Source organism: Pseudomonas sp. ACM7 (assembly GCF_004136015.1).
GTDB lineage: Bacteria > Pseudomonadota > Gammaproteobacteria > Pseudomonadales > Pseudomonadaceae > Aquipseudomonas > Aquipseudomonas frigoris.
Map to the genome: position 1 here is coordinate 1,677,786 of NZ_CP024866.1, position 24,116 is coordinate 1,701,901.

The window sequence follows — 24,116 nt, forward strand, 5'->3', positions numbered from 1 at the left end:
ATAAGATCAAAAGATCGCAGCCTTCGGCAGCTCCTACATCCATCCGCCCAATTGCAATACGAAGATCCCGAGGTTGGTGGTAACCGCCGCCATCAACGTGGTGATCACGATGATCGCTGCCGCCAGTTCATGATTGCCATTGGCCTGACGGGCCATGACAAAACTGGCCGCGGCGGTCGGGCTGCCGAAGTACAGAAACAGAATCCCCAACTCCGCACCACGAAAGCCCCAGAGCCACGCCCCCAGTGTCGCCAGCACCGGCAGGCCGATCATCTTCACCAGGCTTGAACTCAGCGCCATGTTGCCGCTTTTGCGCAGGGCCGCCAGCGACAGCGTGCCGCCAATGCAGATCAGCGCCAATGGCAGGGTGGTTTGCGCCAGGTATTGACCGGACGTCTCCAGCCATCCCGGCAAGCTGATCTTGAAGTAGGCAAACGGCGCCGCCGCAAACACGCTGATGATCAGCGGATTGACCATCACACTTTTGCAGATACTCCAGGGGTCGGACTTGATCACCGGGCTGTACACCGCCAGCACAATGGTCGAGAGCGTGTTGTAAAACAGGATGACCAACGCCGCGAGAATCGCACCGAGGGAAATCCCGTAGTCGCCGTACATGCTCGCCGCCAATGCGAGGCCGATCACCCCGTTGTTGCCGCGAAAGGCGCCTTGGGTATAAATCCCCCGATCTTCCCGCGGGCACTTCCAGATCGCCCAGCCCCAGGCGATGGCAAAACACACCAGCGTCGCCAGCGAGAAATAGATCAGCAGCGCCGGTTGCAACGCGGCGTGCAGGTCGGCATGCAAGATGCCCAGAAACAGCAACGCCGGCATGGTGACGTTAAACACCAGGGCCGACGCGGTGTGGATGAAGTTGTCGTTGATCCAGTCGATGCGCTTGAGCAGCGCCCCCAGAAACAGCATGGCAAACACCGGCGCGGTGATGTTCAGGGTTTCGAGGAAGATAGCCAGCATGCCGGGGATAACCTTGGGTGAGCGTCGTTAGGGGGCTAATGATAAGCCACTAGGGACTCCGCCGTCTGATAGACCGCTTTCGCGAGCAAGCCCGCTCCCACAGGGGAATGCATTTCAAATGTGGGAGCGGGCTTGCTCGCGAAGAACGATAACGCGGTTTCAGGTGATTGGCGCCGGGTTAAACAGGGTGATGTCGTTATGCAGCTTGTGCTTCTCCGCCCAGGTTTGCTTCTTGCCGCTGGCCACATCCAGGTAGTAGTGGAACAACTCCCAGCCGAGGTCTTCGATCGACGCCCGCCCGGTCGCAATCCGCCCGGCATCGATGTCGATCAAATCCGGCCAGCGCTGCGCCAGCTCGGTCCGGGTCGACACTTTCACCACCGGCGCCATCGCCAAACCATACGGCGTGCCACGCCCGGTGGTGAATACGTGCAGGTTCATCCCCGCCGCCAATTGCAACGTCCCGCAGACAAAATCACTGGCCGGGGTCGCACAGAAGATCAGGCCTTTGCGCTTGAAGCGCTCGCCAGGACCCAGCACCCCGTTGATCGCGCTGCTGCCGGATTTGACGATCGAGCCCAAGGACTTCTCGACAATGTTCGACAACCCGCCCTTCTTGTTGCCCGGCGTGGTGTTGGCGCTGCGATCCGCTTCGCCTTTGGCCAGGTAACGGTCGTACCAGTCCATCTCGCGCACCAGTTCCTGAGCGACTTCCTCGGTTTCCGCACGTGAAGTCAGCAGGTAAATCGCATCGCGCACTTCGGTGACTTCGGAAAACATCACCGTCGCGCCGGCCCGCAACAACAGGTCCGAGGCATAACCCAGCGCCGGGTTGGCGGTGATGCCGGAAAACGCATCGCTGCCGCCGCACTGCATGCCGAGAATCAGCTCGGACGCCGGCACGGTTTCCCGGCGACGCTGATCGAGCTTCTTCAAACGGGTCTCGGCCAGCGCCATGATCTGCTCAATCATCTCGGTGAAACCGTGACTCGAATCCTGCAAGCGGTACAACCACGGATCGCTCAAATCCACCGAGCTGTCGTTCTCGTGCATCACCTGCCCGGCCTGCAATTTCTCGCAGCCCAGGCTGATGACCAAGGCCTCGCCACCCAGGTTCGGGTTGCGCGCGAGGTTGCGCACCGTGCGGATCGGGATGTACGCGTCAGTCGCGGTAATCGCTACACCACAGCCGTAACTGTGGGTCAGCGCGACCACGTCATCAACGTGCGGATACTTGGGCAGCAACTCGTCCTTGATGCGTTTGACTGCATGATCCAGCACGCCGGTGACGCACTGAACCGTTGTGGTAATCCCCAGAATGTTGCGCGTGCCGACGGTGCCGTCGGCGTTGCGATAACCCTCGAACGTGAAGCCTTCCAGCGGTGCCTGCGGCGCCGGCACTTCGGTGGACAGCGGCAAGCTGTCCAGCGGTGGCGCGGTGGGCATGCGCAGTTGATCTTCCTTGACCCAGCTGCCGCGCGGAATCGGCTGCAATGCGTAGCCGATGGTCTGCCCGTAACGAATCACCTGGCCACCCACAGGAATGTCTTCCAGGGTGACCTTGTGGCTCTGTGGCACGAAATCCACGGTGACCAGGCCGTCCGGAAACTCGGTGCCGGCCGGCACGCCTTGGTCATTGACCACGATCACTACGTTGTCCCGCTCGTGCAGGCGGATATAGCGCGGCGAGTCGGAATGTTCAATCAACTGCATGACGCCGCTCCTCAGGAATGCGCTTGAGACAATTTGTTATTGGTTTCAGGACCGCTGACGGGCGGCTCCTTGAGCACCACACGTTTGATCGGACCAACGATTACCAGGTAGCTGAACACCGCGACCAGGGCGTTGCAGCCGACAAACACCAGCGCCCATTTGAACGACCCGGTGGAGCTGATGATGTAGCCGATGACGATCGGGGTGGTGATGGAGGCGATGTTGCCGAACATGTTGAACAGGCCGCCACTCAAACCCGCGATCTGTTTTGGCGAGGTGTCGGACACCACCGCCCAGCCCAGTGCGCCAACGCCTTTACCGAAGAATGCCAGGGCCATGAAGCCGACGACCATCCATTCGATGTCCACGTAGTTGCAGGCCACGATGCTGCTGGAGACCAGCAAGCCAGCAATTATCGGCGCCTTGCGGGCGAAGGTCAGGGAATGGCCCTTGCGCAGCAGGTAGTCGGAAATCACGCCGCCGAGCACGCCACCAATGAAGCCGCAGATCGCCGGCAACGAGGCAATGAAACCGGCCTTGAGGATGGTCATGCCGCGTTCTTGCACCAGGTACACCGGGAACCAGGTCAGGAAGAAGTAGGTGATGCCGTTGATGCAGTATTGGCCAAGGTACACGCCGAGCATCATGCGGTTGGTCAACAACTGGCGGATGTAGTCCCACTTCGGACCGTCGACCTTTTTGCCTTTGCCTTTGTCCTGGTCCATGTCGACCATGCCGCCGTTGTCGGCGATGTGTTTGAACTCGGCGTCATTGATCATCGGATGCTGACGCGGGCTGTGGATAACCTTCAGCCAGATCCCCGAGAAGATGATGCCGATCACGCCCATGACGATAAACACGTGCTGCCAGCCGAAGCTGTAAACGATCCAGCCCATCAGCGGCGCAAACAACACGGTGGCGAAGTATTGCGCCGAGTTGAAAATCGCAGACGCCGTACCGCGTTCAGCGGTCGGAAACCAGGCCGCAACGATGCGTGCGTTACCGGGGAAGGATGGCGCTTCGGCCAGGCCCACCAGGAAGCGCAGCATGAACAGCGCAACCACCGCCGTGGACATGCCGAACTCACCGACATAGCCCTGCAACACGGTGAACAGCGACCAGGTGAAGATGCTGAGCGCGTAGATTTTTTTCGAGCCGAAACGGTCCAGCAGCCAGCCACCGGGAATTTGCCCGGCCACGTAGGCCCAACCGAATGCGGAGAAGATATAACCGAGAGTGACCGCGTCGATGCCGAGGTCTTTTTGCAGGCTGGAGCCCGCGATGGCGATGGTAGCCCGGTCGGCATAGTTGATCGTGGTCACCAGAAAAAGCATGAGCAAAATCAAATAGCGGACGTGGGTCGGCTTGGTCGCTTGCATTTAGATGTACTCCCACTGATTATTTTTATGCGCGGGTGAAACGGGTGCATTCCCTGTAGGAGCTGTCGAGTGCAACGAGGCTGCGATCTTTTGATCTTTAAAAGCAAAGATCGCAGCCTCGTTGCACTCGACAGCTCCTACAGGGGGTTGCGGTGTTCGGTTGAGCCGGACACCGTGATGTATCAGGAGCCGATGTAGCTGGTCTTCACCACGGTGTAAAACTCTTGCGCGTAGCGACCTTGCTCGCGGGAGCCATAGGATGAACCTTTACGCCCACCGAATGGAACGTGGTAATCCACGCCCGCCGTCGGCAGGTTGACCATCACCATCCCGGCCTGGGAGTGGCGTTTGAAGTGGTTGGCGTACTTCAACGACGTGGTGGCGATGCCCGCCGACAGACCGAACTCGGTGTCGTTGGCCATGGCCAGCGCGGCCTCGTAATCCGCTACGCGAACCACGTTGGCCACCGGGCCGAAGATCTCTTCGCGGCTGATACGCATCGCAGCTTCGCTGTCGGCAAACAGGGTTGGCGCGAGGTAATAGCCTTCGGTATCGCAGGTCACCAGACCGCCGCCGCTGACCAGACGTGCACCTTCGGACTGGCCGATGTCGATGTACTTCATGTCCTGTTCAAGCTGCGCTTGCGAGACGACCGGACCAATGTCGGTGCCGGTTTTCAACGCATGACCGACCTTGATCGACTTCATGCGCTCAGCCACGGCTTCGACGAACTTGTCGTGAATACCGGCAGTGACGATGAAGCGGCTCGAAGCCGTGCAACGCTGGCCGGTGGAGTAGAACGCGCTCTGTACCGACAGCTCGACCGCTTGCTTGAGGTCGGCGTCGTCGAGAATGATCTGCGGGTTCTTGCCGCCCATTTCGAGCTGAACCTTGGCCTGGCGCGACACGCAGCTGACCGCGATCTGACGACCGACACCCACGGAACCGGTGAAGCTGATGCCGTCGACTTTCGGGCTCTGAACCAGCGCATCGCCAACCACACGACCGCTGCCCATCACCAGGTTGAACACGCCGGCCGGGAAGCCTGCGCGGGAGATGATTTCGGACAGCGCCCAGGCGCAACCCGGCACCAGATCGGCCGGTTTCAGGACGACGCAGTTGCCGTAGGCCAGGGCCGGGGCGATTTTCCACGCTGGGATCGCGATCGGGAAGTTCCATGGCGTGATCAGACCGACCACGCCCAGCGCTTCGCGAGTCACTTCGACGTTCACACCCGGACGCACCGACGGCAGATAGTCGCCGGACAGACGCAGGCATTCACCGGCGAAGAACTTAAAGATGTTACCGGCGCGAGTCACTTCGCCGATGGCTTCGGGCAGGGTCTTGCCCTCTTCCCGAGCCAGCAAGGTGCCGAGCTCTTCGCGGCGAGCGAGGATTTCAGTGCCGACTTTATCCAGCGAATCGTGGCGGGCCTGAATGCCCGACGTGGACCAGGCCGGGAACGCGGCGCGAGCGGCGTCGATGGCGGCGTGGACCTGCGCCAGATCGGCTTTGGCGTATTCGCCAATGGTGTCGGTCAACTCCGACGGGTTGATGTTGGTGGAGTAATCGCTACCCGCAACCCATTCACCGTTGATGTAGTTATCAAAGCGTTTTGCATCTGCCACTGGATATTCTCCTCACGCAAAAGGCCGCTGATTACTCAGCGGCCTTGTTTAATCGGATGTGTTACTGCGCACCTTGCTTGTCGATCAGCGCGGCGAGCATTTCGTACTCTTCGCCCGTCAGATCGGTCAGCGGCGCACGCACAGGACCTGCGTCATAGCCGACAATTTTTGCCCCGGCCTTGACGATGCTCACCGCGTAACCGGCTTTGCGGTTACGGATGTCCAGGTACGGCAGGAAGAAGTCGTCGATGATCTTGCCGACAGTGGCGTGATCTTCGCGGGCAATCGCGTGGTAGAAATCCATCGCGGTTTTCGGGATGAAGTTGAACACCGCCGAGGAGTAAACCGGTACGCCCAATGCCTTGTAGGCTGCGGCGTAGACTTCGGCGGTCGGCAAACCGCCCAGGTAGCTGAAGCGATCACCGAGGCGACGACGGATCGACACCATCAACTCGATATCGCCCAGGCCATCCTTGTAGCCGATCAGGTTCGGGCAGCGCTCAGCCAGACGTTCCAGCAGCGGCGCGGTCAGGCGGCAGACGTTGCGGTTGTAAACCACCACGCCGATTTTTACCGATTTGCACACGGCTTCAACGTGGGCGGCAACGCCGTCCTGGCTGGCTTCGGTCAGGTAGTGCGGCAGCAGCAACAGGCCTTTGGCGCCCAGACGCTCGGCTTCTTGTGCGTATTCGATGGCTTGACGAGTCGAACCGCCAACGCCGGCCAGAATCGGCACGCTGGTTTCGCAGGTGTCGACAGCAGTCTTGATGATTTCCGAATATTCGCTGGCCGCCAGAGAGAAGAACTCACCGGTGCCGCCCGCGGCGAACAATGCCGAGGCGCCGTATGGGGCCAGCCATTCGAGACGTTTGATGTAGCCCGCGCGATGGAAGTCGCCCTGAGCATTGAAATCGGTAACCGGGAAAGACAGCAGACCGGAAGAGAGGATGGACTTCAGTTCTTGTGGATTCATTATTCGAACACCCTGGATAGCGACGTATGTGTGTGAGAAAACCGTTCAGCCTTCGCCGAAGTTGTAGGTCATCGTACAACTTAAATAATAACCGTCAACTGCATTTCATCGCCAACCGCAGAATTTGAGTCGGAAAGGTATTTTCTTGACGTAGGAAATTTCTCATCTATGATCCAGATGACTGTATGCATATACAGTTATTTTTTGATCGTACCGACGACATATCAAGGAGATAGAAATGTCAGGTCTACACGCACAATCGAAGGAAAAACCGAAACAGGTCATTGCCGAACTGGATGATCTTTTTACCGAGCATGGCATCCCTCTCATCGGGAATAACCCACATGTGATCTTGCAGATTGCTGATCATCACAGCTCTACGCCTCCCCCTCCCGCGCCTCTGCCCACAGCCTCCGGCAATGCCCTGAAAGGCAAGCCACAGCTGAGGTTCGAGGGTGGCGAACACACCGCCATCGGCGACAGCACACTGCTGCGCTTCATCAAGGACGCACCGGCTATCCCCGCTTCGCAGGTGGAACTGCATCTACCCAATGGGCTGGCGCTAACCTATGGCCAGGTCATTGCGCTGGGGGGTGATTTCTATGGAATTCCCGATCAACCGATCAGCGAAGGCGCGACAGGCGCTGACCGAATCCAGCGTTTTACCAACGCCTTCAACTCGCTGGCCGTGCTGCCTGCTGCTAACGCTGAAGCCAAGCTGATCCTCGGCGTGATGCAAAAGGAAATCGCCGCGATCAAGCAGGCGATCAAGGACGGTAAACAACCTCACGAAGCCTATGACGCCCTCGGTGATACGTTGTCGGAAGAGTGGAACAAGATCACCGGCGGCGGCAGTGTCGTTTCGGCGCTGTTCCCATTTGGCCGCTACCTGAAACTGGCCGCCAACAATGCCGATCACTTCGCCGAATGGGCGCTGCTGGCCTATATCGCCGGGCACACCGCAGCGGTGCAACAAGCGGTGCTGGCCCACACCAGCGGCGATGAAAAGCAGCTGGAGCTGGCCTATGCGATGAACGCTTTTGCCGATCACTACCTGACCGACCTGTTTTCCACCGGCCACCTGCGAGTGCCGCGCAAACAATTGGCAGCGGTGGTCACGCCGAGCGATCTGGGTTCGTTGATCACGCGTTTCATGCACGACGAAGACAGCAAGTTCGGCCTCAATGTGCGCAATGGCAACGGCGATCAATGGCACGCGTATGGGGACAAGCGCTACTTCGACGACCTCTCCAGCGCCAATCGCATCCAGGTGAATCAGGCGGTTCAGGTGTCTGCGGATGAAGTGTTCGCGGCTTATCTCAGCGGAATCGCCCCATCGGCCGGCCAATTCGGCGCCTTGAAAAAGATGCCTGATCTGCAAGCCGTACTGAACCTGGCGACCAACTTCTCGCCGCTGTTCAGGGTCGAGGGCAACAAGGTGCTGCGACGCAAGGACGTCAACAACCTGAACGACACCGCCACCGTCGATGACTGGTGGGGCTGGAGCACTTATTTGCTGCTCAAGGATTACAAACCCACTGGCAACGTTGCCTGATAAGGAGATCGATGATGACTATCAAATTGAAACTGGAATTGGCTTCGGGGCAATCGCTGAAGGGTGCGCCGTTGGAGTTGTTGGCCAAGGGAGTGCCGATTGCTCAGGCGGTGCTGGGTGAACAAGGCGAGGTGATGTTCGATGCCAGGCCCGGAACCGCACAACTGGCGGTGCGGGTGGATCGGACGATACTGAAGACTCGCTGATGTTATAGCGAGAAGGCTGCCGGCCCCATCGTCGGAACGCCGCCCGGACCAAGCTCGCTCCCACAGGAATCTGTGTGCGACGCAAAACACTGTGGGAGCGAGCTTGGTCCGGGCGGCGTTCCGACGATAGCGTCCTGTCAGGCAATGCATTACTCGACAGCAGAAACTACCCCCGCTGAGCTTCTGCCTCTTCATGGGCATGGCGCAACCGCTCACGGCTATTCGTCAAATGCAACCGCATCGCCGCCCGCGCCGCATCCGAATCCTGACGGGCAATCGCATCGTAAATTTCTTCGTGCTCTCGGCTCAGACGATTCATGTAGTGCTGTTGGTCGTCATGGGCCAGACGCGCGGAGTTGAGCCGTGTACGCGGAATGATGCTAGTGCCCAGGTGGGTCATGATGTCGGTGAAATAGCGGTTGCCCGTCGCCAGGGCGATTTGCAGGTGGAACTGGAAGTCGGACGCCACGGCATCGCTGGCATGGGAGACACTTTCATTCAACGCATCCAGCGCAGCTCGCATCAATGCCAGCTGCTCGGGGCTGCGGCGTTGCGCAGCAAGGCCGGCGGATTCCACTTCGAGGCTGATGCGCAGTTCCAGAATCGCCAGCACGTCACGTAGCGTGACCACGGTCGCCGGGTCGATACGGAAACCGCTCGGGCTTGGGGTGTCGAGCACAAAAGTACCGATGCCGTGGCGGGTTTCAACCTGCCCGGCCGCCTGCAAACGGGAAATCGCTTCGCGCACCACGGTGCGGCTGACGCCATGGGCATCCATGATCGCCGACTCGGTGGGCAACTTGTCGCCACGCTTGAGGTGACCGTCGCGGATCTGCTCGGACAGCACCGTCACCAGTTCCTGAGCGAGGCTGCGGCGCTTGCGAGGGAGGCGTGGTGCGTCGATCGGGTTTTCCATGGTGAACGTCTTTCTCGAAAGTTGCGGCTGAAACCGCATCATAGCTCAACGCGGTTGTACGATCACCGTCGGCGAACGCCGGCCCCTGTGGGAGCGAGCTTGCTCGCGATGGCGGAGTGTCAGACACCTTCATTCTGAATGTCAGACCGCCATCGCGAGCAAGCTCGCTCCCACAAGGGTTGTGGTGTTTATGCGGTCACGGTCTGGTCCACCAGATGCCCATTCTCGATACGAACATGCCGTGGATGGAAGCGCTTCAGGCTGCTGCGATGCCCGACGCTGACAATGCTCAACCCCGGAATCTCATCGATCAAGGCCTGATACAGCGACGCTTCGTCCTCCTCGTCCATCGCCGAGGTCGCTTCGTCCATGTACAGCCATTGCGGTGCATACAGCAGCGCACGAGCGAAGGCCAGGCGTTGCTGCTCACCCGGCGACAACATGCGCTGCCAGTGATTGGCTTCGTCCAGACGGGCAACGAGATGCGGTAAACGGCAGGCTTCCAGCACATGAACGTAGCGTTCGTGCGGATATGTATCGCCAGACTGTGGATAACTCAGCGCTTCACGCAACGTGCCGATCGGCAGATAGGGTTTTTGCGGCAGGAACAAATAACGCGCCGCCGGCAGACGAATGCTGCCGTGGCCAGCCGGCCACAGATGCCCCATCGCCCGCAGCAAGGTCGACTTGCCGCTGCCGGAACGGCCGCTGAGCATGACGCGCTCGCCCTCTTCCACAGTCATGTCGGCGCTGGTCAGCAGATGACGACCATCCGCCAGGTCGAGGCCGAGGTTGTGCATCTTCAACGCTGAACCTGAATTCTGCACGTCGATGGCCGGCGCCCGCTCTTCGTTGTCGGTCATGGCCTGGCGGAAACTCAGCAGTCGATCACAGGTGGCGCGCCACGCGGCGAGATTCTGATACGCACTGATAAACCAGCTGAAACTCTCCTGCACGTTGCCGAACGCCGAACTGATTTGCATCAGATCGCCGAGTTCGATCTTGCCAGCGAAGTAACGCGGTGCCGCGACCATGAACGGAAAGATGATAGCGGCCTGGCTATAACCGGCGGTGAAGAACGTCAGACGCTTGGACACCTTCATGATGTCCCAGAAGTTGTGCCAGACCATCCCGAAACGGTAGCTCAAGCGACGGTTTTCATTGGGCTCGCCGTTGTACAGCGCAATGCTTTCGGCGTTTTCGCGAATCCGCACCATGGAAAAACGCAGGTCGGCTTCGAAACGTTGTTGTTGGTTGTTCAAACCGATCAAGCGACGACCAATCAAATGCGTCAGCCAGCTGCCGATCACGGCATAGACCAGCACACACCAGAACATGTAGCCGGGAACGGTGAAACCGAACACTTCGATACTGCCCGACACGCCCCACAGAATGATCGAGAACGACACCAGGCTGACAATGTTGCGAAGCAAACCAATGCCCAGTTCCAGGGTGTTCGAGGTGAAGTTGTTGAGGTCTTCGGAAATCCGCTGGTCCGGGTTATCGGTGTAACCGCCCTGTTCCAGCTGGTAGTAATTCTTGTTGCCGAGCCAGCGGGCAAAATGCTTTTCGGTGAGCCAGGCTCGCCAGCGGATGGTCAGCATCTGGGTCAGATAGAGCCGGTAGACGGCACCGATGATTGCCACCGCCGCAATCCCGCAGAAATACAGGATCAGCCGCCAGAAGGCCGCCTCGTCCTTTTGTTGCAGGGCGTTGTAAAAATCCTTGTACCAGGTGTTGAACCACACCGAGATCCCCACGCTGACCAGCGACAGCGCGATCACAGCGATCAGCAACGTCCAGGCCTTGCCCTTCTCTTCACTGCGCCAGTAAGGCGTGATCATCGCCCAGACTTTGCGAAAAAACTGCCCGCGCACAGCATCGTTGACCGCGGAATATTCAGCGTTCTGATTCATGGATAAGGCTCGATAAAGAAAAGAACACACACGAACCGATCATAGATGATCGGCTTGTGTTGTACCGCTGTGTGACAACAATTGTTCAGGGGCGGTTCAGCGTTGAGGTCATTTTGACAAGTAATCCCCAATCGGTTGCCGCCGGTCGCCACTGTCAGATATGACAGTAGAGAGGTAGCGATATCTCGGGCCTACTGATCGCAACCCGTCGCCATGACGTGCGCAGGGCAATCTGGTTAAAACGCATACAAAGGAGCTATTTCGATGAACAATAAAACCAAGCCTACATACCCGATTCCAGAGGCGCCAGCCGTAAAAAATGGAGCGTTCTTCCTCAGTGGATTAGGTGAAACCACTGAGATCAGAATTGGCTCCGGGGGTGTATGGCCACCAGGTGCTGAATACAAGTTTCAAGCCGTTTTTCTAGGGACTGACAAGAAGTGGGACAGTGGCTACACATCATCAGCGAATGCATTAAAGGCCGACTTGCCTGTCAACGAAATGCGCCCGCACATCCATCGAGAAGTCGAAATCAAGTTCTACATGAAATCCGAAGGTGTTGAACACCTCTCTGATCCATTGACCGTCCGGATCTTGCCGTAGAGGCATAAAGGGGCGAATAAACGACACTCCATGAGCATGGTTTATTCCCCTCCCTCAAAAAAACTACAAGTCAACGACGAACCGGGCGCTTCTGCAGTTTGCGCTGCAGCGTGCGGCGGTGCATGCCCAGGGCGCGGGCCGTGGCGGAGATGTTGCCTTCGTGTTCGGTCAGCACGCGCTGGATGTGCTCCCACTGCAGGCGATCCACCGACATCGGGTTTTCCGGCACCAGCGTGTCGAGGTCGGCGTGCTCGGAGAGCAGCGCGGCCAACACGTCATCGGCGTCCGCCGGTTTGCACAGGTAATTGCAGGCGCCGCGCTTGATCGCCTCGACGGCGGTGGCGATGCTCGAATAACCGGTGAGGATTACCACGCGCATTTCCGGGTCCAGTTCAAGGAGCTTGGGCAACAGCACCAGGCCGGAATCGCCGTCCATTTTCAGGTCCAGCGCGGCGTAGTCCGGCAGGTCGGCCTGAGCGATGGTCAGGCCTTCTTCGGCGGAACCGGCGGTGCTGACGCGAAAGCCGCGGCGGGCCATGGCACGGGCCATCACCCGGGTAAACGTTGCGTCGTCGTCGACCAGCAGCAAATGCGGCAGTTCTTCGCCTTCGCCTTCGACTTGGATCTCGTCACTCATGTTCGTCTCCTCGGGCGACACGGGGCAGGCGCAGCTCGGTGAGCGTGCCGCCTTCCTCATGACTGTAGAGTTTCACTGAGCCGCCGGCGCGTGTCACGCTGGCCTTGCTCAAAAACAGGCCCAGGCCGAAACCTTTGCCCTTGGTGGTAAAAAACGGCTTGCCGATCTGCTCGGCGATGGCCAGCGGCACACCGGCGCCGTGGTCGCGAATGCTGATGGTCAAATCCTCGGCATTCCAGTCCAGCGTCACTTGCAGCCCTTCGGGGCAAGCGTCGGCGGCGTTGTTGAGCAAATTCAGCAGCGCCTGGGTCAGATCCGGTGGCGGCGCCATGCGCGGCACGGTGCCTTGGCCCAGTCGCTGGAAGCGATAACTGGCTTCCGGGCGCATCAGGTGCCAGCGGTTCAGCGCTTCGTCGAGCCAATCAGTGACGTCCTGCATCTCCACTGCCAAGCGGCGATTGGCCTCGGCGGCGCGCACCAGTTGCTGCAAGGTTTCCTTGCAGAGTTTGACCTGATCCTGCAGCACGCTCAGGTCGTCCTGCAACATCGGGTCGTGATGGTCCTGACGCATTTCCTTGAGCAACACGCTCATGGTCGCCAGCGGCGTGCCCAGTTCATGGGCCGCACCGGCGGCCTGGGTGGCGACGGCCAGCAGTTGCTGATCACGCAGGCCCTCTTCGCGACGGATGGCGCGCAGTTCTTCCTGACGGCGCAGCTCTTCGGCCATGCGTGCGGCGAAGAAGGTGATGACCGCCGCGGCCAGGGCGAAACTCAGCCACATCCCGTAAACCTGCAGGTTTTCCCGAGCGATCGGGAAGGTTTGCAGCGGATAGAAGCGGGCCAGCAGCAGGGTGTACATCGTCAACGCGATACCGGACAGAATCACCGAATAACGCCACGGCAAGGTCACGGCGGCGATGGTCAGCGGCACCAGGTAATAAGAGACGAAAGGGTTGGTCGAGCCGCCGGAGAAATACAGCAAGGCACTGTGGATAAACAGGTCGCAAGCCAGTTGCACGGCGTATTCGAGTTCGGTAACCGGCCATGAGGTGCGCAGGCGAATCGCCGTGAACGCACACAGCAACATCGAGCAACCCAGGGTCGCGGCCAGTTGGAACCAAGGCAGCGGCAGCAAGTTGAGCCAGTAGGCCAGGCCCACGGAACCGGCCTGAGCGGCCAACACCAATGTACGGATGAACGTCAGCCGCCAGAGATTCTGGCGAGTTGCGGAAGTGATTTGAACGGGGGCGAGCATGAGCTCTCCTGATGAGCGCTCCAGGCGGATCGCACGGAGTATAACCAAGCACGGGGGCTGGCAGGCAAAAGTGCGGCAAACGGCCACAGCCTATTGGCCGACACGCATCCCTTGTAGCAGCTGCCGAAGGCTGCGTTCGAGCGCGAAGCGCTCGTAAAACCTGAGACCTCATTCCTTCAGGTAAAACGCGTCAGCCCAATGGCGACCGCTTCGCGCTCGAACGCAGCCTTCGGCAGCTGCTACAAGAGATCGCGTCGATCTGTATAGAAGTTGTAACTGTGCGAACCGGATCATAAAAGCTAGAGTCTGATGGTTTCACGCAGGCTCGGACCCTAACCCCTGCGCATCGTCCAAGGAGTTTTCATGCACAGTTTCCGCCGCAGCGCCGCCCTTCTTGCCCTTAGCGTTGGTACCGTCGCCAGCCTCCCGGCCCTGGCCGACGACGAACTTCATTACAACCAGATCGCCCTGCGCGCCGAAGTCAGTCAGGAAGTGGCCCGCGACCTGATGATCGTGACCCTCTACACCGAAGAACAAAACACCGACCCGGCCAAACTCGCCGCCGACGTCAGCACCACCATGAACAAAGCGCTGGCCCAGGCCAAACAGGTCAAAGACATCACCCTGCGCCAGGGCAGCCGCAACAGCTACCCGATCTACGACACCAAGGGCCAGAAAATCACCGGCTGGCGCGAACGCGCCGAACTGCGCCTGGAAAGCTCCGACTTCGCGGCACTGTCGAAGTTGACCGGCGAACTGCTCACCGACCTGAAAATGGGCGGCATGGATTTCGCCATCGCCACACCAACCCGCAAGGCCAGCGAAGATGCGCTGCTTAAAGAAGCCGTGACAGCCTTCAAGGCCCGTGCTCAATTGGCGACCGACGCGTTGGGTGGCAAGGGTTATAAGATCGTTAACCTGAACTTGAACAGCAACGGTTATCCACAGCCGTACATGCGTGGGCCGATGATGATGAAAGCCGCCGCCATGGACTCCGCACCAGTGACCCCGGAAGTTGAAGCCGGCACCAGCCAGGTCAGCATGACGGCGGATGGAGCGATTGAAGTGTTGATGCAGTGATTCGATAACACGGACACAGAAACGGCGATCACCGAAGTGATCGCCGTTTTTTATTGCCTGGCGGAAGCTGGGGTGGGTCTGATGACTTTGTGGTGATTGATCCGCCGTCATCGCGAGCAGGCTCGCTCCCACATTTGATCTGTATCGTGCACACAATCCATGTACACACTCGATCCCTGTGGGGGCGAGCCTGCTTCGGGCGGCGTTGCGACGATGAACGCTAACGCGGTCTATACCGGATCGATGGTGTCCAGCACACGGTTCACCGACTACCCCGTGATTGTTAGTGAATGGCTACGCTGATTGAGCATCAGCCCTGGTTAGATTTACGGGAAGCTCTGATGGTATCAATCGCATCTTGAGTGAGCGCCATAACTGTCTTTGTACTGACTTCAATTCGGCTGATGATGCCTGCTCTCGGACCTTGCTTCCACTCAGTACTTGAGTAAAAAAGATCTTGAGAAGCTTGGCGATGGCTCTCGCTCTCATAGGAGCGAATCAAATGATAGCTATCATCGTCATGCAAAGAGCCGCCATAAGAAACGACATCCACACCCGCCTTTAAATGAAGCGGAACGCTTACTTCCTGCATTATTCGATGGAAATCCAGTCCTGATCCCGGTTTCAAGGTGTACATCAGGATTTCAACAACTCGAGTCATTCCAAATCTTCCATGTGGGATTTCAAGCTCCTGCCTTACGAGCATGCATCCCTCGCCTATATCTAATGAGGGATTTGTGCTCACTTACCTGCCGCCGACATGGACCTGAACAAAACGATCAAGAGCGTAGACAAAATCGACGACCATAGATGGCTGGACGGGCGACAACGGCGACCCGGATAACTGGCTCGGCGTGCTCTACAGCTGCGCCGCGGTGAAAGGTAGCAACTACGCCAAGTGGTGCGACCCGGCGTACGACAAATTGATTCAGCAAGCCAAAGTGTCCACTGACAAACAGCAACGGGTCAATTTGTACCAACAGGCACAACAAATCCTTAAACAACAAGTACCTATCACACCGATTGCGAACTCGACGGTGTTCCAGCCGCTGCGCAAGGAAGTCACCGACTTCAAGATCAGCCCGTTCGGCCTCACACCCTTCTATGGCGTGGGTATAAATAAGTAACACCTCGCTCCAACCGGGTGCGCCAGGCGCCCCGGCCGCCCTCTGTAGGTGCGCGATTTGCACTGGAAAAAACCTGCGCAAACGGTCAAATGCTCCTGAATTTATACATATGCGACATTAAGGTACGTTCGTGCCACTGTTTAAGACTTGTGGCCGCTCCGGATCTTGCAATGGGTATGGCCCCTGCATAAGTATCCGCAGGCACGACTCACGAGGTCGTCCTCTAATTCCAAAAATGACAACAAATCATGAGGCCACCATGCTTAAACACGCGGTCATTCCGTTTTTAGTCGGCGCAAGTTTGTTAGCTAGCGCACCTTTCGCCCAAGCGGCGACTAACCTGGTGTTTTGCTCCGAAGGGAGCCCGGCCGGTTTTGATCCTGGTCAGTACACCACCGGAACCGACTTCGACGCCTCTGCAGAAACCATGTTCAACCGTTTGACTCAGTTCGAACGTGGCGGCACCGCTGTCATTCCTGGTCTGGCGACCAAGTGGGACATTTCCCCGGACGGCCTGACGTACACCTTCCACCTGCGTGAAGGCGTCAAGTTCCACACCACCCCGTACTTCAAGCCGACTCGTGAGTTCAACGCCGACGACGTGCTGTTCACCTTTAATCGCATGATTAACAAGGATGATCCGTTCCGTAAGGCGTACCCAACCGAATTCCCGTACTTCACCGACATGGGGATGGATACCAACATCACCAAGATCGATAAAGTCGACGACAAAACTGTCAAGTTCACCCTGAAAGACGTCGACGCCGCGTTCATCCAGAACATGGCCATGAGTTTCGCTTCCGTCCAGTCCGCCGAGTACGCCGCCCAGCTGCTGAAAGAAGGCAAAGCCGCCGACATCAACCAGAAGCCGGTCGGCACTGGCCCGTTCGTGTTCAAGAGCTACCAGAAAGACTCCAACATCCGTTACACCGGGAACAAGGACTACTGGAAGCCTGACGACGTCAAGATCGACAACCTGATCTTCGCCATCACCACCGACCCGTCGGTACGCATCCAGAAGCTGAAGAAGAACGAGTGCCAGATCACTCTGTTCCCACGTCCAGCCGACCTGAAGGCGCTGCAAGAAGACAAGACTCTGAAAGTGCCTAACCAAGCTGGTTTCAACTTGGGTTACATCGCCTACAACGTGATGGACAAGATCAAGGGCAGCGATCAGCCGAACCCGATGGCTCAACTGAAAGTGCGTCAGGCACTGGACATGGCCGTCAACAAGCAGCAGATCATCGACTCGGTTTACCAGGGTGCAGGTCAACTGGCGGTCAACGCCATGCCGCCAACCCAGTGGTCTTACGACACCACCATCAAAGATGCGCCGTACAACCCTGAGAAAGCCAAGGAGCTGCTCAAGGAAGCCGGCGTCAAGGAAGGCACCGAGATCAACCTGTGGGCGATGCCGGTGCAGCGTCCGTACAACCCGAACGCCAAGCTGATGGCTGAAATGCTGCAGTCCGACTGGGCCAAGGTTGGTATCAAGGCCAAGATCGTGACCTACGAGTGGGGCGAGTACATCAAGCGCTCCAAAGGCGGTGAAAACGGCGCGATGCTGATTGGCTGGAGCGGCGACAACGGTGACCCGGACAACTGGCTGAACGTGCTGTTCGGCTGCGATTCTCTGGAAGGCAACAACTTCTCCAAGTGGTGCGACAAGAAGTTCGACGGCATCGTGAAAGAAGCCAAGCACACGACCGATCAGTCCAAGCGCACCGAACTGTACAAGCAGGCGCAACACGTCCTCAAAGACGCCGTTCCAATGACACCTATCGCTCACTCGACGGTGTTCCAACCCATGCGCGACAACGTGCAGGACTTCAAGATCAGCCCGTTTGGCTTGAACTCCTTCTACGGCGTCAGCGTCAGCAAATAAGGTTTTGCAGCGGCGACGTTTTTGACGTCGCCGTTGTTTTATCTGCCGAGAAAGTAGGAAACCACCTACATCCAATTCCGCTGAGTATTACAGCAGCGGCGTCGGACGCGTTGCCATTTCCTACGAGTCTTTAGGACTCTACGCATTTACTGCCAGGTCCGCGGCTCATACCGTCGGGATCTGACCCGTTCGTGCGTGGGCTCTCGGTTATTGCTGCCTGTCATGGCTTGTGATCAGTGATGCCTCCACGTCCCCGGACGGGACGGCAGTTCATTGAAAACACTTAGAGAAAGAGAAAAGGGAGCGTCATGCGCCATACCTTGGTTTTATCCGCATTGCTGGGCACCGGCCTGTTGGCCGCCACTTCCATCAGCCAGGCCGCCAATAACAGCCTGGTGTTCTGCTCCGAAGGCAGCCCTGCTGGCTTCGACACCGCGCAGTACACGACCGCGACCGACAATGACGCCGCCGAGCCGTTGTACAACCGACTGGCAGAGTTCGAAAAAGGCGCCACCAACGTCGTACCAGGCCTGGCCACTCGCTGGGATATTTCCGAGGACGGCCTCAAGTACACTTTTCACCTGCGCGAAGGGGTGAAATTTCACACAACCAAATACTTCACGCCCACCCGTGATTTCAACGCCGATGACGTGTTGTTCACGTTCAATCGCATGCTCGATCCACAGCAACCTTTCCGTAAGGCTTATCCGACCGAGTTCCCGTATTTCAACGGGATGAGCCTGAACAAGAACATCGCCAAGGTCGAGAAGACCGGGCCTTTGACCGTGGTCATGACGCTCAACAGCGTAGACGCCGCGTTCATCCAGAACATCGCCATGAGTTTCGCCGCCATCCTGTCCGCCGAATACGCCGACAAACTGCTGGCGGTCGGCAAGCCGAGCGACATCAACCAGAAGCCGATCGGCACCGGGCCGTTCGTGTTCAAGAGCTACCAGAAAGACTCCAACATCCGTTACACCGGCAACAAGCAGTACTGGGACCCGAGCCGGGTCAAGCTTGAAAACCTGATTTTCGCCATCAACACCGACGCCTCGGTGCGGGTGCAGAAGCTCAAGGCCAACGAGTGCCAGATCACCCTGCACCCGCGCCCTGCCGACGTGACTGCGTTGAAAAACGACCCGACACTCAAGCTCATCGAGAAGCCCGGTTTCAACCTCGGTTACATCGCCTACAACGTGCGCCACAAGCCTTTCGACCAGCTCGAAGTGCGCCAGGCGCTGGACATGGCGGTGAACAAGCAAGGGATTCTCAACGCGGTCTATCAAGGGGCCGGTCAACTGGCGGTCAACGCCATGCCGCCGACCCAATGGTCCTACGACGAGACCATTAAAGACGCCGCCTACAACCCGGAAAAAGCCAAGGAACTGCTCAAGGCTGCCGGCGTGAAGGAAGGTACAGAAATCACCCTCTGGGCCATGCCGGTCCAGCGCCCGTACAACCCCAACGCCAAATTGATGGCCGAAATGCTCCAGGCTGACTGGGCGAAAATCGGCCTCAAAGTGAAGATCGTCAGCTACGAATGGGGCGAGTACATCAAGCGCACCAAGAATGGCGAACACGACATCAGCCTGATTGGCTGGACCGGTGACAACGGGGACCCGGACAACTGGCTCGGCACGCTTTATAGCTGCGACGCCATTGGCGGCAACAACTACTCCATGTGGTGTGATCCGGCTTACGACAAGCTGATCAAACAGGCCAAGGTCGTCACCGACCGCGACCAGCGCACCGTGCTTTACAAACAGGCGCAACAGTACCTCAAGCAGCAGGTGCCGATTACGCCAGTCGCCCACTCGACGGTTAACCAGCCGTTGAGCGCCAAAATCGAAGGATTCAAGGTGAGTCCTTTCGGTCGTAACGTGTTCTCGGGCGTCAGCATAGAAAAATAACCGATTAGCCAAAAACGCTGGGGGCGGATTCCGCCCTCACGCAAGCGTATTGCCGTAATTCGTCAATCCGGCCTACAGCAACCGTTTGCGATGCCTTGAATGAGTTCTAAACCAAATAGCCGGACCACCAAAAAAGACCGGCATTAAAAAAAAGAAAGAAAGGAGCTTCACCCCATGAAACTGAGTAGCACCGCGTTACTGGCCTTGGCCATCAGCAGCGTAACCGCCTCGGCGTACGCAGAAACCCAGAGCCAGGCGTACACCCCGGTTACCGTGAAAGAGAAAAGTGCTCAGAGTGAAGCCACTGGCTTTGTCGAAGGCCAGTCGCTCACTGGCACCACACGTAACTGGTATGCCAACGAGCAACTGAAGCGCGAAGGCAAGTTCCGCTACAACAAAGACGGTGCGTTGCAGACGACTGACCGTCGTATCAACTGGGTTCAAGGCACCATCCTGAAGTACAACTCGGGCTTCACCGAGGGTACCGTCGGCTTCAGCACTGAAGTCGCGGCATACAACGCTATTGCCCTGGAACGTGATCGCAAGAGTCTGGCCTCTGCCGATGGCGGTGTACCCTTCGATAGGGAGCGGCCTGGCAATAACCGTACCTTGACCAAAGAAGGCGGCGACGCCCAAGGCCAATGGAGCAAACTGGGTCTGGCCAACGTCAAGGCACGTTTCTCCAACACCACCCTGACCGCCGGCCGCATGAACTTCAGCAGCCCGCAGGTCGATGTAATCGGCAACCGTGCACTGCCTTCGAGCTTCGAAGGTGTGGCGATCCACAGCGAAGAGCTGGAGAACCTGTCGTTCGACCTGGCCACCTTCGATCGCAACTCACCGCGTACCGAAGAAAGCCAGCGTAAATTCCGCGCGGAATACGCCGACCACCTCGTTGAAATCGATCACGTATACACCGGTGGCATCACCTACCAGCCGTTCGCCAGCCTGACCACCAGCCTGTGGGGCACCCAGGCCGAAGACATGTGGAACCAGTACTACTTCGGCGCCACTCACGTATTGGGTGACAGCTCGGTACTGAGCCTGACCACTGGCCTGAACTACTACAAAACCGTCGACGAAGGCAAAGCCGTACTGGGCGAGATCGACAACGACACCTACTCCCTGTCGCTCGGCCTGACCCACCAGGCCCACAGCCTGACTTTCTCCTACCAGGAAGTGAACGGTAACGAGTACTTCGACTATCTGCACGAAACCAACGGCATTTACCTGGCCAACTCCCTGCTGTCGGACTTCAACGGCCCGAACGAGAAATCCTTCCAGATCGCCTACGGCTTGAACATGGCCGAATACGGCGTGCCAGGCCTGAAGTTCAATATCTACCAGGCTCGCGGCTGGGGCATCGACGGTACTCATAACAAAGGCGGCGAGTACGCCAGCGTGCAGACGATGGACGGCGAACACCATTACGAATACGGCATCGGTACTTCGTACGCCGTACAAAGCGGCCCACTCAAGGCCACCACTGTTCGCGCGACCTACACCACGCACCGCGCCAGTGAAAACCAGTCGGACGGCAACATCAACGAGTTCCGTCTCGTGACCACCATCCCGTTCAACATTCTGTAAAAACGCACGCCTGCGGCTGACTCATGACGAGTCGGCCGTTTGGTTTTCTTCAGTTCAACCGATTGCAGAGGGTTCTTTGATGAAAATGCTTCCCCTACGTGCGGCCATCGCGGCCGCGTTGCTGAGTGTCGCTGTTGGCGTCTCGGCCAAACCCCTGGTGGTCTGCACCGAAGCCAGTCCGGAAGGCTTCGATATGGTCCAGTACACGACTGCAGTCACCGCCGATGCAGTGGCCGAAACCATCTTCAATCGTCTGGCGGACTTCAAGCCCGGCACCACTGAAGTGATTCCGGCACTGGCCGATTCCTGGGACATCAGCGAGGACGGTCTGACCTACACGTTCCACCTGCGCAAAGGCGTCAAGTTCCACACCACCGAATACTTCAAGCCGACCCGCGACATGAACGCCGACGACGTGGTCTGGAGCTTCCAGCGTCAGCTGGACCCGAATCACCCGTGGCACAAACTGTCGAGCGTGGGCTTCCCTTACTTTGAAAGCATGGGCTTCAAGGAACTGCTCAAAAGTGTCGAGAAGATCGACGACAACACGGTCACCTTCACCCTGACCCGCCGCGAAGCGCCGTTCCTGGCCGACATCGCCATGGCCTTCTCCTCGATCTACTCCGCCGAGTATGCCGACCAACTGCTCAAGGCCGACAAGACCGGCGACCTGAATAACAAACCGGTCGGTACCGGCCCGTTCATCTTCCAGCGTTATGCCAAGGATGCTCAGGTCCGCTTCAAGGCCAACCCGGATTACTTCCGTGGCAAGCCACCGGCTGATTCGTTGATTCTGGCCATCGCCACCGACAACAACGTACGCCTGCAAAAACTGAAAGCCAACGAATGCCAGATTGCGCTGTATCCCAAGCCAGATGACATTCCGAGCATCAAGAAAGACGCCAAACTGAGTGTCGATGAACTGAACGCGATGACCGTCTCGTACATCGCCATGAACACCTCGCACAAGTACATGAGCGATGTTCGCGTACGTAAAGCCATCGATATCGCCTTCGACAAGGCCGCATACGTCAACGCGCTGTTTGGCAAAGGCAATGCGACCGTGGCAGTCAATCCGTACCCGGACACCTTGCTGGGCTACAACCACGACCTGAAGAATCCGCCACGTGATCTGGACAAGGCTCGCGCCCTGCTCAAGGAAGCCGGCGTACCAGAAGGCACCACGTTCACCCTGTTCACCCGTAACGGCGGCGGTCCAACCAACCCGAACCCGATGCTCGGCGCGCAGATGATGCAGGCTGACCTGGCCAAGGTCGGGATCAAGGTCGATATTCGCGTCATGGAATGGGGCGAAATGCTCAAACGCGCGAAAAACGGCGAGCACGACATGGTGTCTGCCGGATGGGCCGGCGATAACGGCGACCCGGATAACTTCCTGACGCCTATGCTCAGTTGCGAGGCCGCCAAAAACGGCGAAAACTACGCACGCTGGTGCAATGAAAAGTTCCAGGCGCTGATCGACGAAGCAAGGGCTAAAGTAAACCCGGCGGAACGTGCAGCGCTCTATGAGCAAGCCCAAGAAGTCTTTAACCAGGACCAACCTTGGATCAGCATGGCCCACACCCGTATGTTCACCGCAATGCGCAACAACGTAGAGGGCTATCACATTAGCCCGCTCACCACTAATAACTTCGCCACCACCCAGGTGAAGTAGATAAGAAACTACCGGCATTCCTGACCCAGGAATGCCGGGCACGCCTAACCGGCTGATGAGGTACACCACAAGATGTTTAGTTTTATTGCCCGCCGATTGGGGTTATTGATCCCCACGTTCTTCGGCATTACCTTGCTGACTTTCGCGTTGATTCGCATGATTCCAGGCGACCCCGTGGAAGTGATGATGGGCGAACGTCGAGTCGACCCCGAAATGCACGCTCAGGCAATGGAACGCCTAGGTCTGAACAAACCCCTGTATGCCCAATACCTGGATTACGTTGGCAAACTGGCCCACGGCGATCTCGGCGAATCCCTGCGTACCCGTGAAAGCGTCTGGACCGAATTCACGTCTCTATTCCCCGCGACCCTGGAACTGTCCATGGCCGCCCTGTTGTTCGCTGGCGTCCTGGGCCTGCTGGCCGGGGTGATTGCGGCACTCAAGCGAGGATCCCTGTTCGACCACGGGGTGATGGGCATCTCCCTGGCGGGATACTCGATGCCGATCTTCTGGTGGGGCCTGATCCTGATCATGTTCTTCTCGGTGTCCCTGGGCTGGACACCAGTGTCCGGGCGGATCGACCTGCTCTACGACATCGAGCCGCGGACCGGTTTCATGCTCATCGACACGCTGCTGGCCGATGACGTCGGTGCGTTCTTCGATGCCCTGCATCACCTGATCCTGCCGGCCATTGTGCTCGGCACCATTCCGCTGGCGGTAATCGCGCGGATGACCCGATCTTCGATGCTCGAAGTGCTGCGTGAAGACTACATCCGTACCGCCCGCGCCAAAGGCCTGTCGCCGTCGCGCGTGGTGTTCGTTCACGGCCTGCGTAACGCGCTGATTCCGGTACTGACCGTGGTCGGCCTGCAAGTCGGCACATTGCTGGCCGGTGCGGTCCTGACCGAAACCATCTTCTCCTGGCCCGGCATCGGCAAATGGCTGATCGAAGCCATTGGCGCACGGGATTATCCCGTGGTGCAGAACGGCATCCTGTTAATCGCCTGCCTGGTGATTCTGGTCAACTTCGTGGTGGACATCCTCTACGGCTTTGCCAACCCACGCATTCGTCACCAGCGCTGAGATCATTATG

19 protein-coding genes and 1 pseudogene are annotated in these 24,116 nt (G+C 58.2%); 10 read left to right on the forward strand and 10 right to left on the reverse strand.

All coding sequences use genetic code 11. The annotated features are described in order from the left end of the window. Positions 1-33: 33 nt before the first annotated feature. The 5 genes from CUN63_RS08020 to kdgD form a co-directional block, all read right to left on the reverse strand. Positions 34-975, reverse strand: a complete 942-nt coding sequence (locus tag CUN63_RS08020; RefSeq protein ID WP_129438515.1) for an AEC family transporter — start codon at positions 973-975, stop codon at positions 34-36. Between the two features lie 159 nt (positions 976-1,134). Next, a complete protein-coding gene (gene garD, locus CUN63_RS08025; protein ID WP_129438517.1) occupies positions 1,135-2,688 on the reverse strand; it encodes a galactarate dehydratase in 1,554 nt (517 codons plus the stop codon). An 11-nt stretch (positions 2,689-2,699) separates the two neighbouring features. After that, a complete protein-coding gene (locus CUN63_RS08030; protein ID WP_129438519.1) occupies positions 2,700-4,067 on the reverse strand; it encodes an MFS transporter in 1,368 nt (455 codons plus the stop codon). 182 nt (positions 4,068-4,249) lie between these two features. After that, positions 4,250-5,695 (reverse strand): aldehyde dehydrogenase family protein, encoded by a 1,446-nt coding sequence (locus CUN63_RS08035; protein WP_129438521.1) that lies wholly within the window; start codon positions 5,693-5,695, stop codon positions 4,250-4,252. Between the two features lie 61 nt (positions 5,696-5,756). Further along, positions 5,757-6,668, reverse strand: coding sequence for a 5-dehydro-4-deoxyglucarate dehydratase (kdgD, locus tag CUN63_RS08040; protein WP_046045831.1), 912 nt, complete (start codon positions 6,666-6,668; stop codon positions 5,757-5,759). Between the two features lie 238 nt (positions 6,669-6,906). On the opposite strand from kdgD, the gene CUN63_RS08045 reads away from it, so the two are divergent. Both CUN63_RS08045 and CUN63_RS08050 read left to right on the forward strand, forming a co-directional pair. Further along, complete coding sequence (locus tag CUN63_RS08045) at positions 6,907-8,223, forward strand: phospholipase (RefSeq protein WP_129438523.1); 1,317 nt, start codon at positions 6,907-6,909, stop codon at positions 8,221-8,223. A 14-nt stretch (positions 8,224-8,237) separates the two neighbouring features. Then, positions 8,238-8,429, forward strand: a complete 192-nt coding sequence (locus CUN63_RS08050) for a hypothetical protein (protein ID WP_129438525.1) — start codon at positions 8,238-8,240, stop codon at positions 8,427-8,429. Positions 8,430-8,595: 166 nt separating this feature from the next. On the opposite strand, the gene CUN63_RS08055 is transcribed toward CUN63_RS08050, so the two are convergent. After that, positions 8,596-9,345, reverse strand: a complete 750-nt coding sequence (locus tag CUN63_RS08055; RefSeq protein ID WP_046045828.1) for a FadR/GntR family transcriptional regulator — start codon at positions 9,343-9,345, stop codon at positions 8,596-8,598. Between the two features lie 188 nt (positions 9,346-9,533). Further along, positions 9,534-11,261, reverse strand: coding sequence for an ABC transporter ATP-binding protein/permease (locus CUN63_RS08060; RefSeq protein WP_129438527.1), 1,728 nt, complete (start codon positions 11,259-11,261; stop codon positions 9,534-9,536). 264 nt (positions 11,262-11,525) lie between these two features. On the opposite strand from CUN63_RS08060, the gene CUN63_RS08065 reads away from it, so the two are divergent. After that, on the forward strand, positions 11,526-11,864 hold the full coding sequence (locus CUN63_RS08065; protein WP_129438529.1) for a hypothetical protein: 339 nt from the start codon (positions 11,526-11,528) through the stop codon (positions 11,862-11,864). A 70-nt stretch (positions 11,865-11,934) separates the two neighbouring features. Here CUN63_RS08065 and CUN63_RS08070 read toward each other — a convergent pair whose 3' ends face one another. After that, positions 11,935-12,501 carry a response regulator transcription factor gene (locus CUN63_RS08070; RefSeq protein WP_008148925.1) on the reverse strand — a complete coding sequence of 189 codons (567 nt, stop codon included), beginning with the start codon at positions 12,499-12,501 and terminating at the stop codon, positions 11,935-11,937. Beyond that, positions 12,494-13,756 (reverse strand): ATP-binding protein, encoded by a 1,263-nt coding sequence (locus CUN63_RS08075; protein ID WP_046045825.1) that lies wholly within the window; start codon positions 13,754-13,756, stop codon positions 12,494-12,496. The genes CUN63_RS08070 and CUN63_RS08075 overlap by 8 nt, the downstream gene beginning before the upstream one ends. 363 nt (positions 13,757-14,119) lie before the next feature. Between CUN63_RS08075 and CUN63_RS08080 the strand changes: the two genes are divergently transcribed. Beyond that, on the forward strand, positions 14,120-14,836 hold the full coding sequence (locus CUN63_RS08080) for an SIMPL domain-containing protein (RefSeq protein ID WP_129438531.1): 717 nt from the start codon (positions 14,120-14,122) through the stop codon (positions 14,834-14,836). 310 nt (positions 14,837-15,146) lie between these two features. Here CUN63_RS08080 and CUN63_RS08085 read toward each other — a convergent pair whose 3' ends face one another. Beyond that, a complete protein-coding gene (locus CUN63_RS08085) occupies positions 15,147-15,497 on the reverse strand; it encodes an NIPSNAP family protein (protein WP_129438533.1) in 351 nt (116 codons plus the stop codon). A 145-nt stretch (positions 15,498-15,642) separates the two neighbouring features. Here CUN63_RS08085 and CUN63_RS08090 point away from each other — a divergent pair. The 6 genes and pseudogenes from CUN63_RS08090 to CUN63_RS08115 all read left to right on the forward strand — a co-directional run. After that, a pseudogene (locus CUN63_RS08090) lies at positions 15,643-15,963 on the forward strand (ABC transporter substrate-binding protein); the annotation flags it as partial. Positions 15,964-16,222: 259 nt separating this feature from the next. Further along, entirely contained in the window at positions 16,223-17,848 is a 1,626-nt protein-coding gene (locus CUN63_RS08095) for an ABC transporter substrate-binding protein (protein WP_129438535.1), read from the forward strand. Between the two features lie 308 nt (positions 17,849-18,156). After that, a complete protein-coding gene (locus tag CUN63_RS08100; protein ID WP_129438537.1) occupies positions 18,157-19,758 on the forward strand; it encodes an ABC transporter substrate-binding protein in 1,602 nt (533 codons plus the stop codon). A gap of 174 nt (positions 19,759-19,932) precedes the next feature. Then, complete coding sequence (locus CUN63_RS08105) at positions 19,933-21,348, forward strand: OprD family porin (RefSeq protein WP_129438539.1); 1,416 nt, start codon at positions 19,933-19,935, stop codon at positions 21,346-21,348. Between the two features lie 79 nt (positions 21,349-21,427). Continuing rightward, positions 21,428-23,023 carry an ABC transporter substrate-binding protein gene (locus CUN63_RS08110; protein WP_129438541.1) on the forward strand — a complete coding sequence of 532 codons (1,596 nt, stop codon included), beginning with the start codon at positions 21,428-21,430 and terminating at the stop codon, positions 23,021-23,023. Between the two features lie 72 nt (positions 23,024-23,095). Next, a complete protein-coding gene (locus tag CUN63_RS08115) occupies positions 23,096-24,106 on the forward strand; it encodes an ABC transporter permease subunit (RefSeq protein ID WP_129438543.1) in 1,011 nt (336 codons plus the stop codon). The last annotated feature ends 10 nt before the right edge of the window (positions 24,107-24,116 follow it).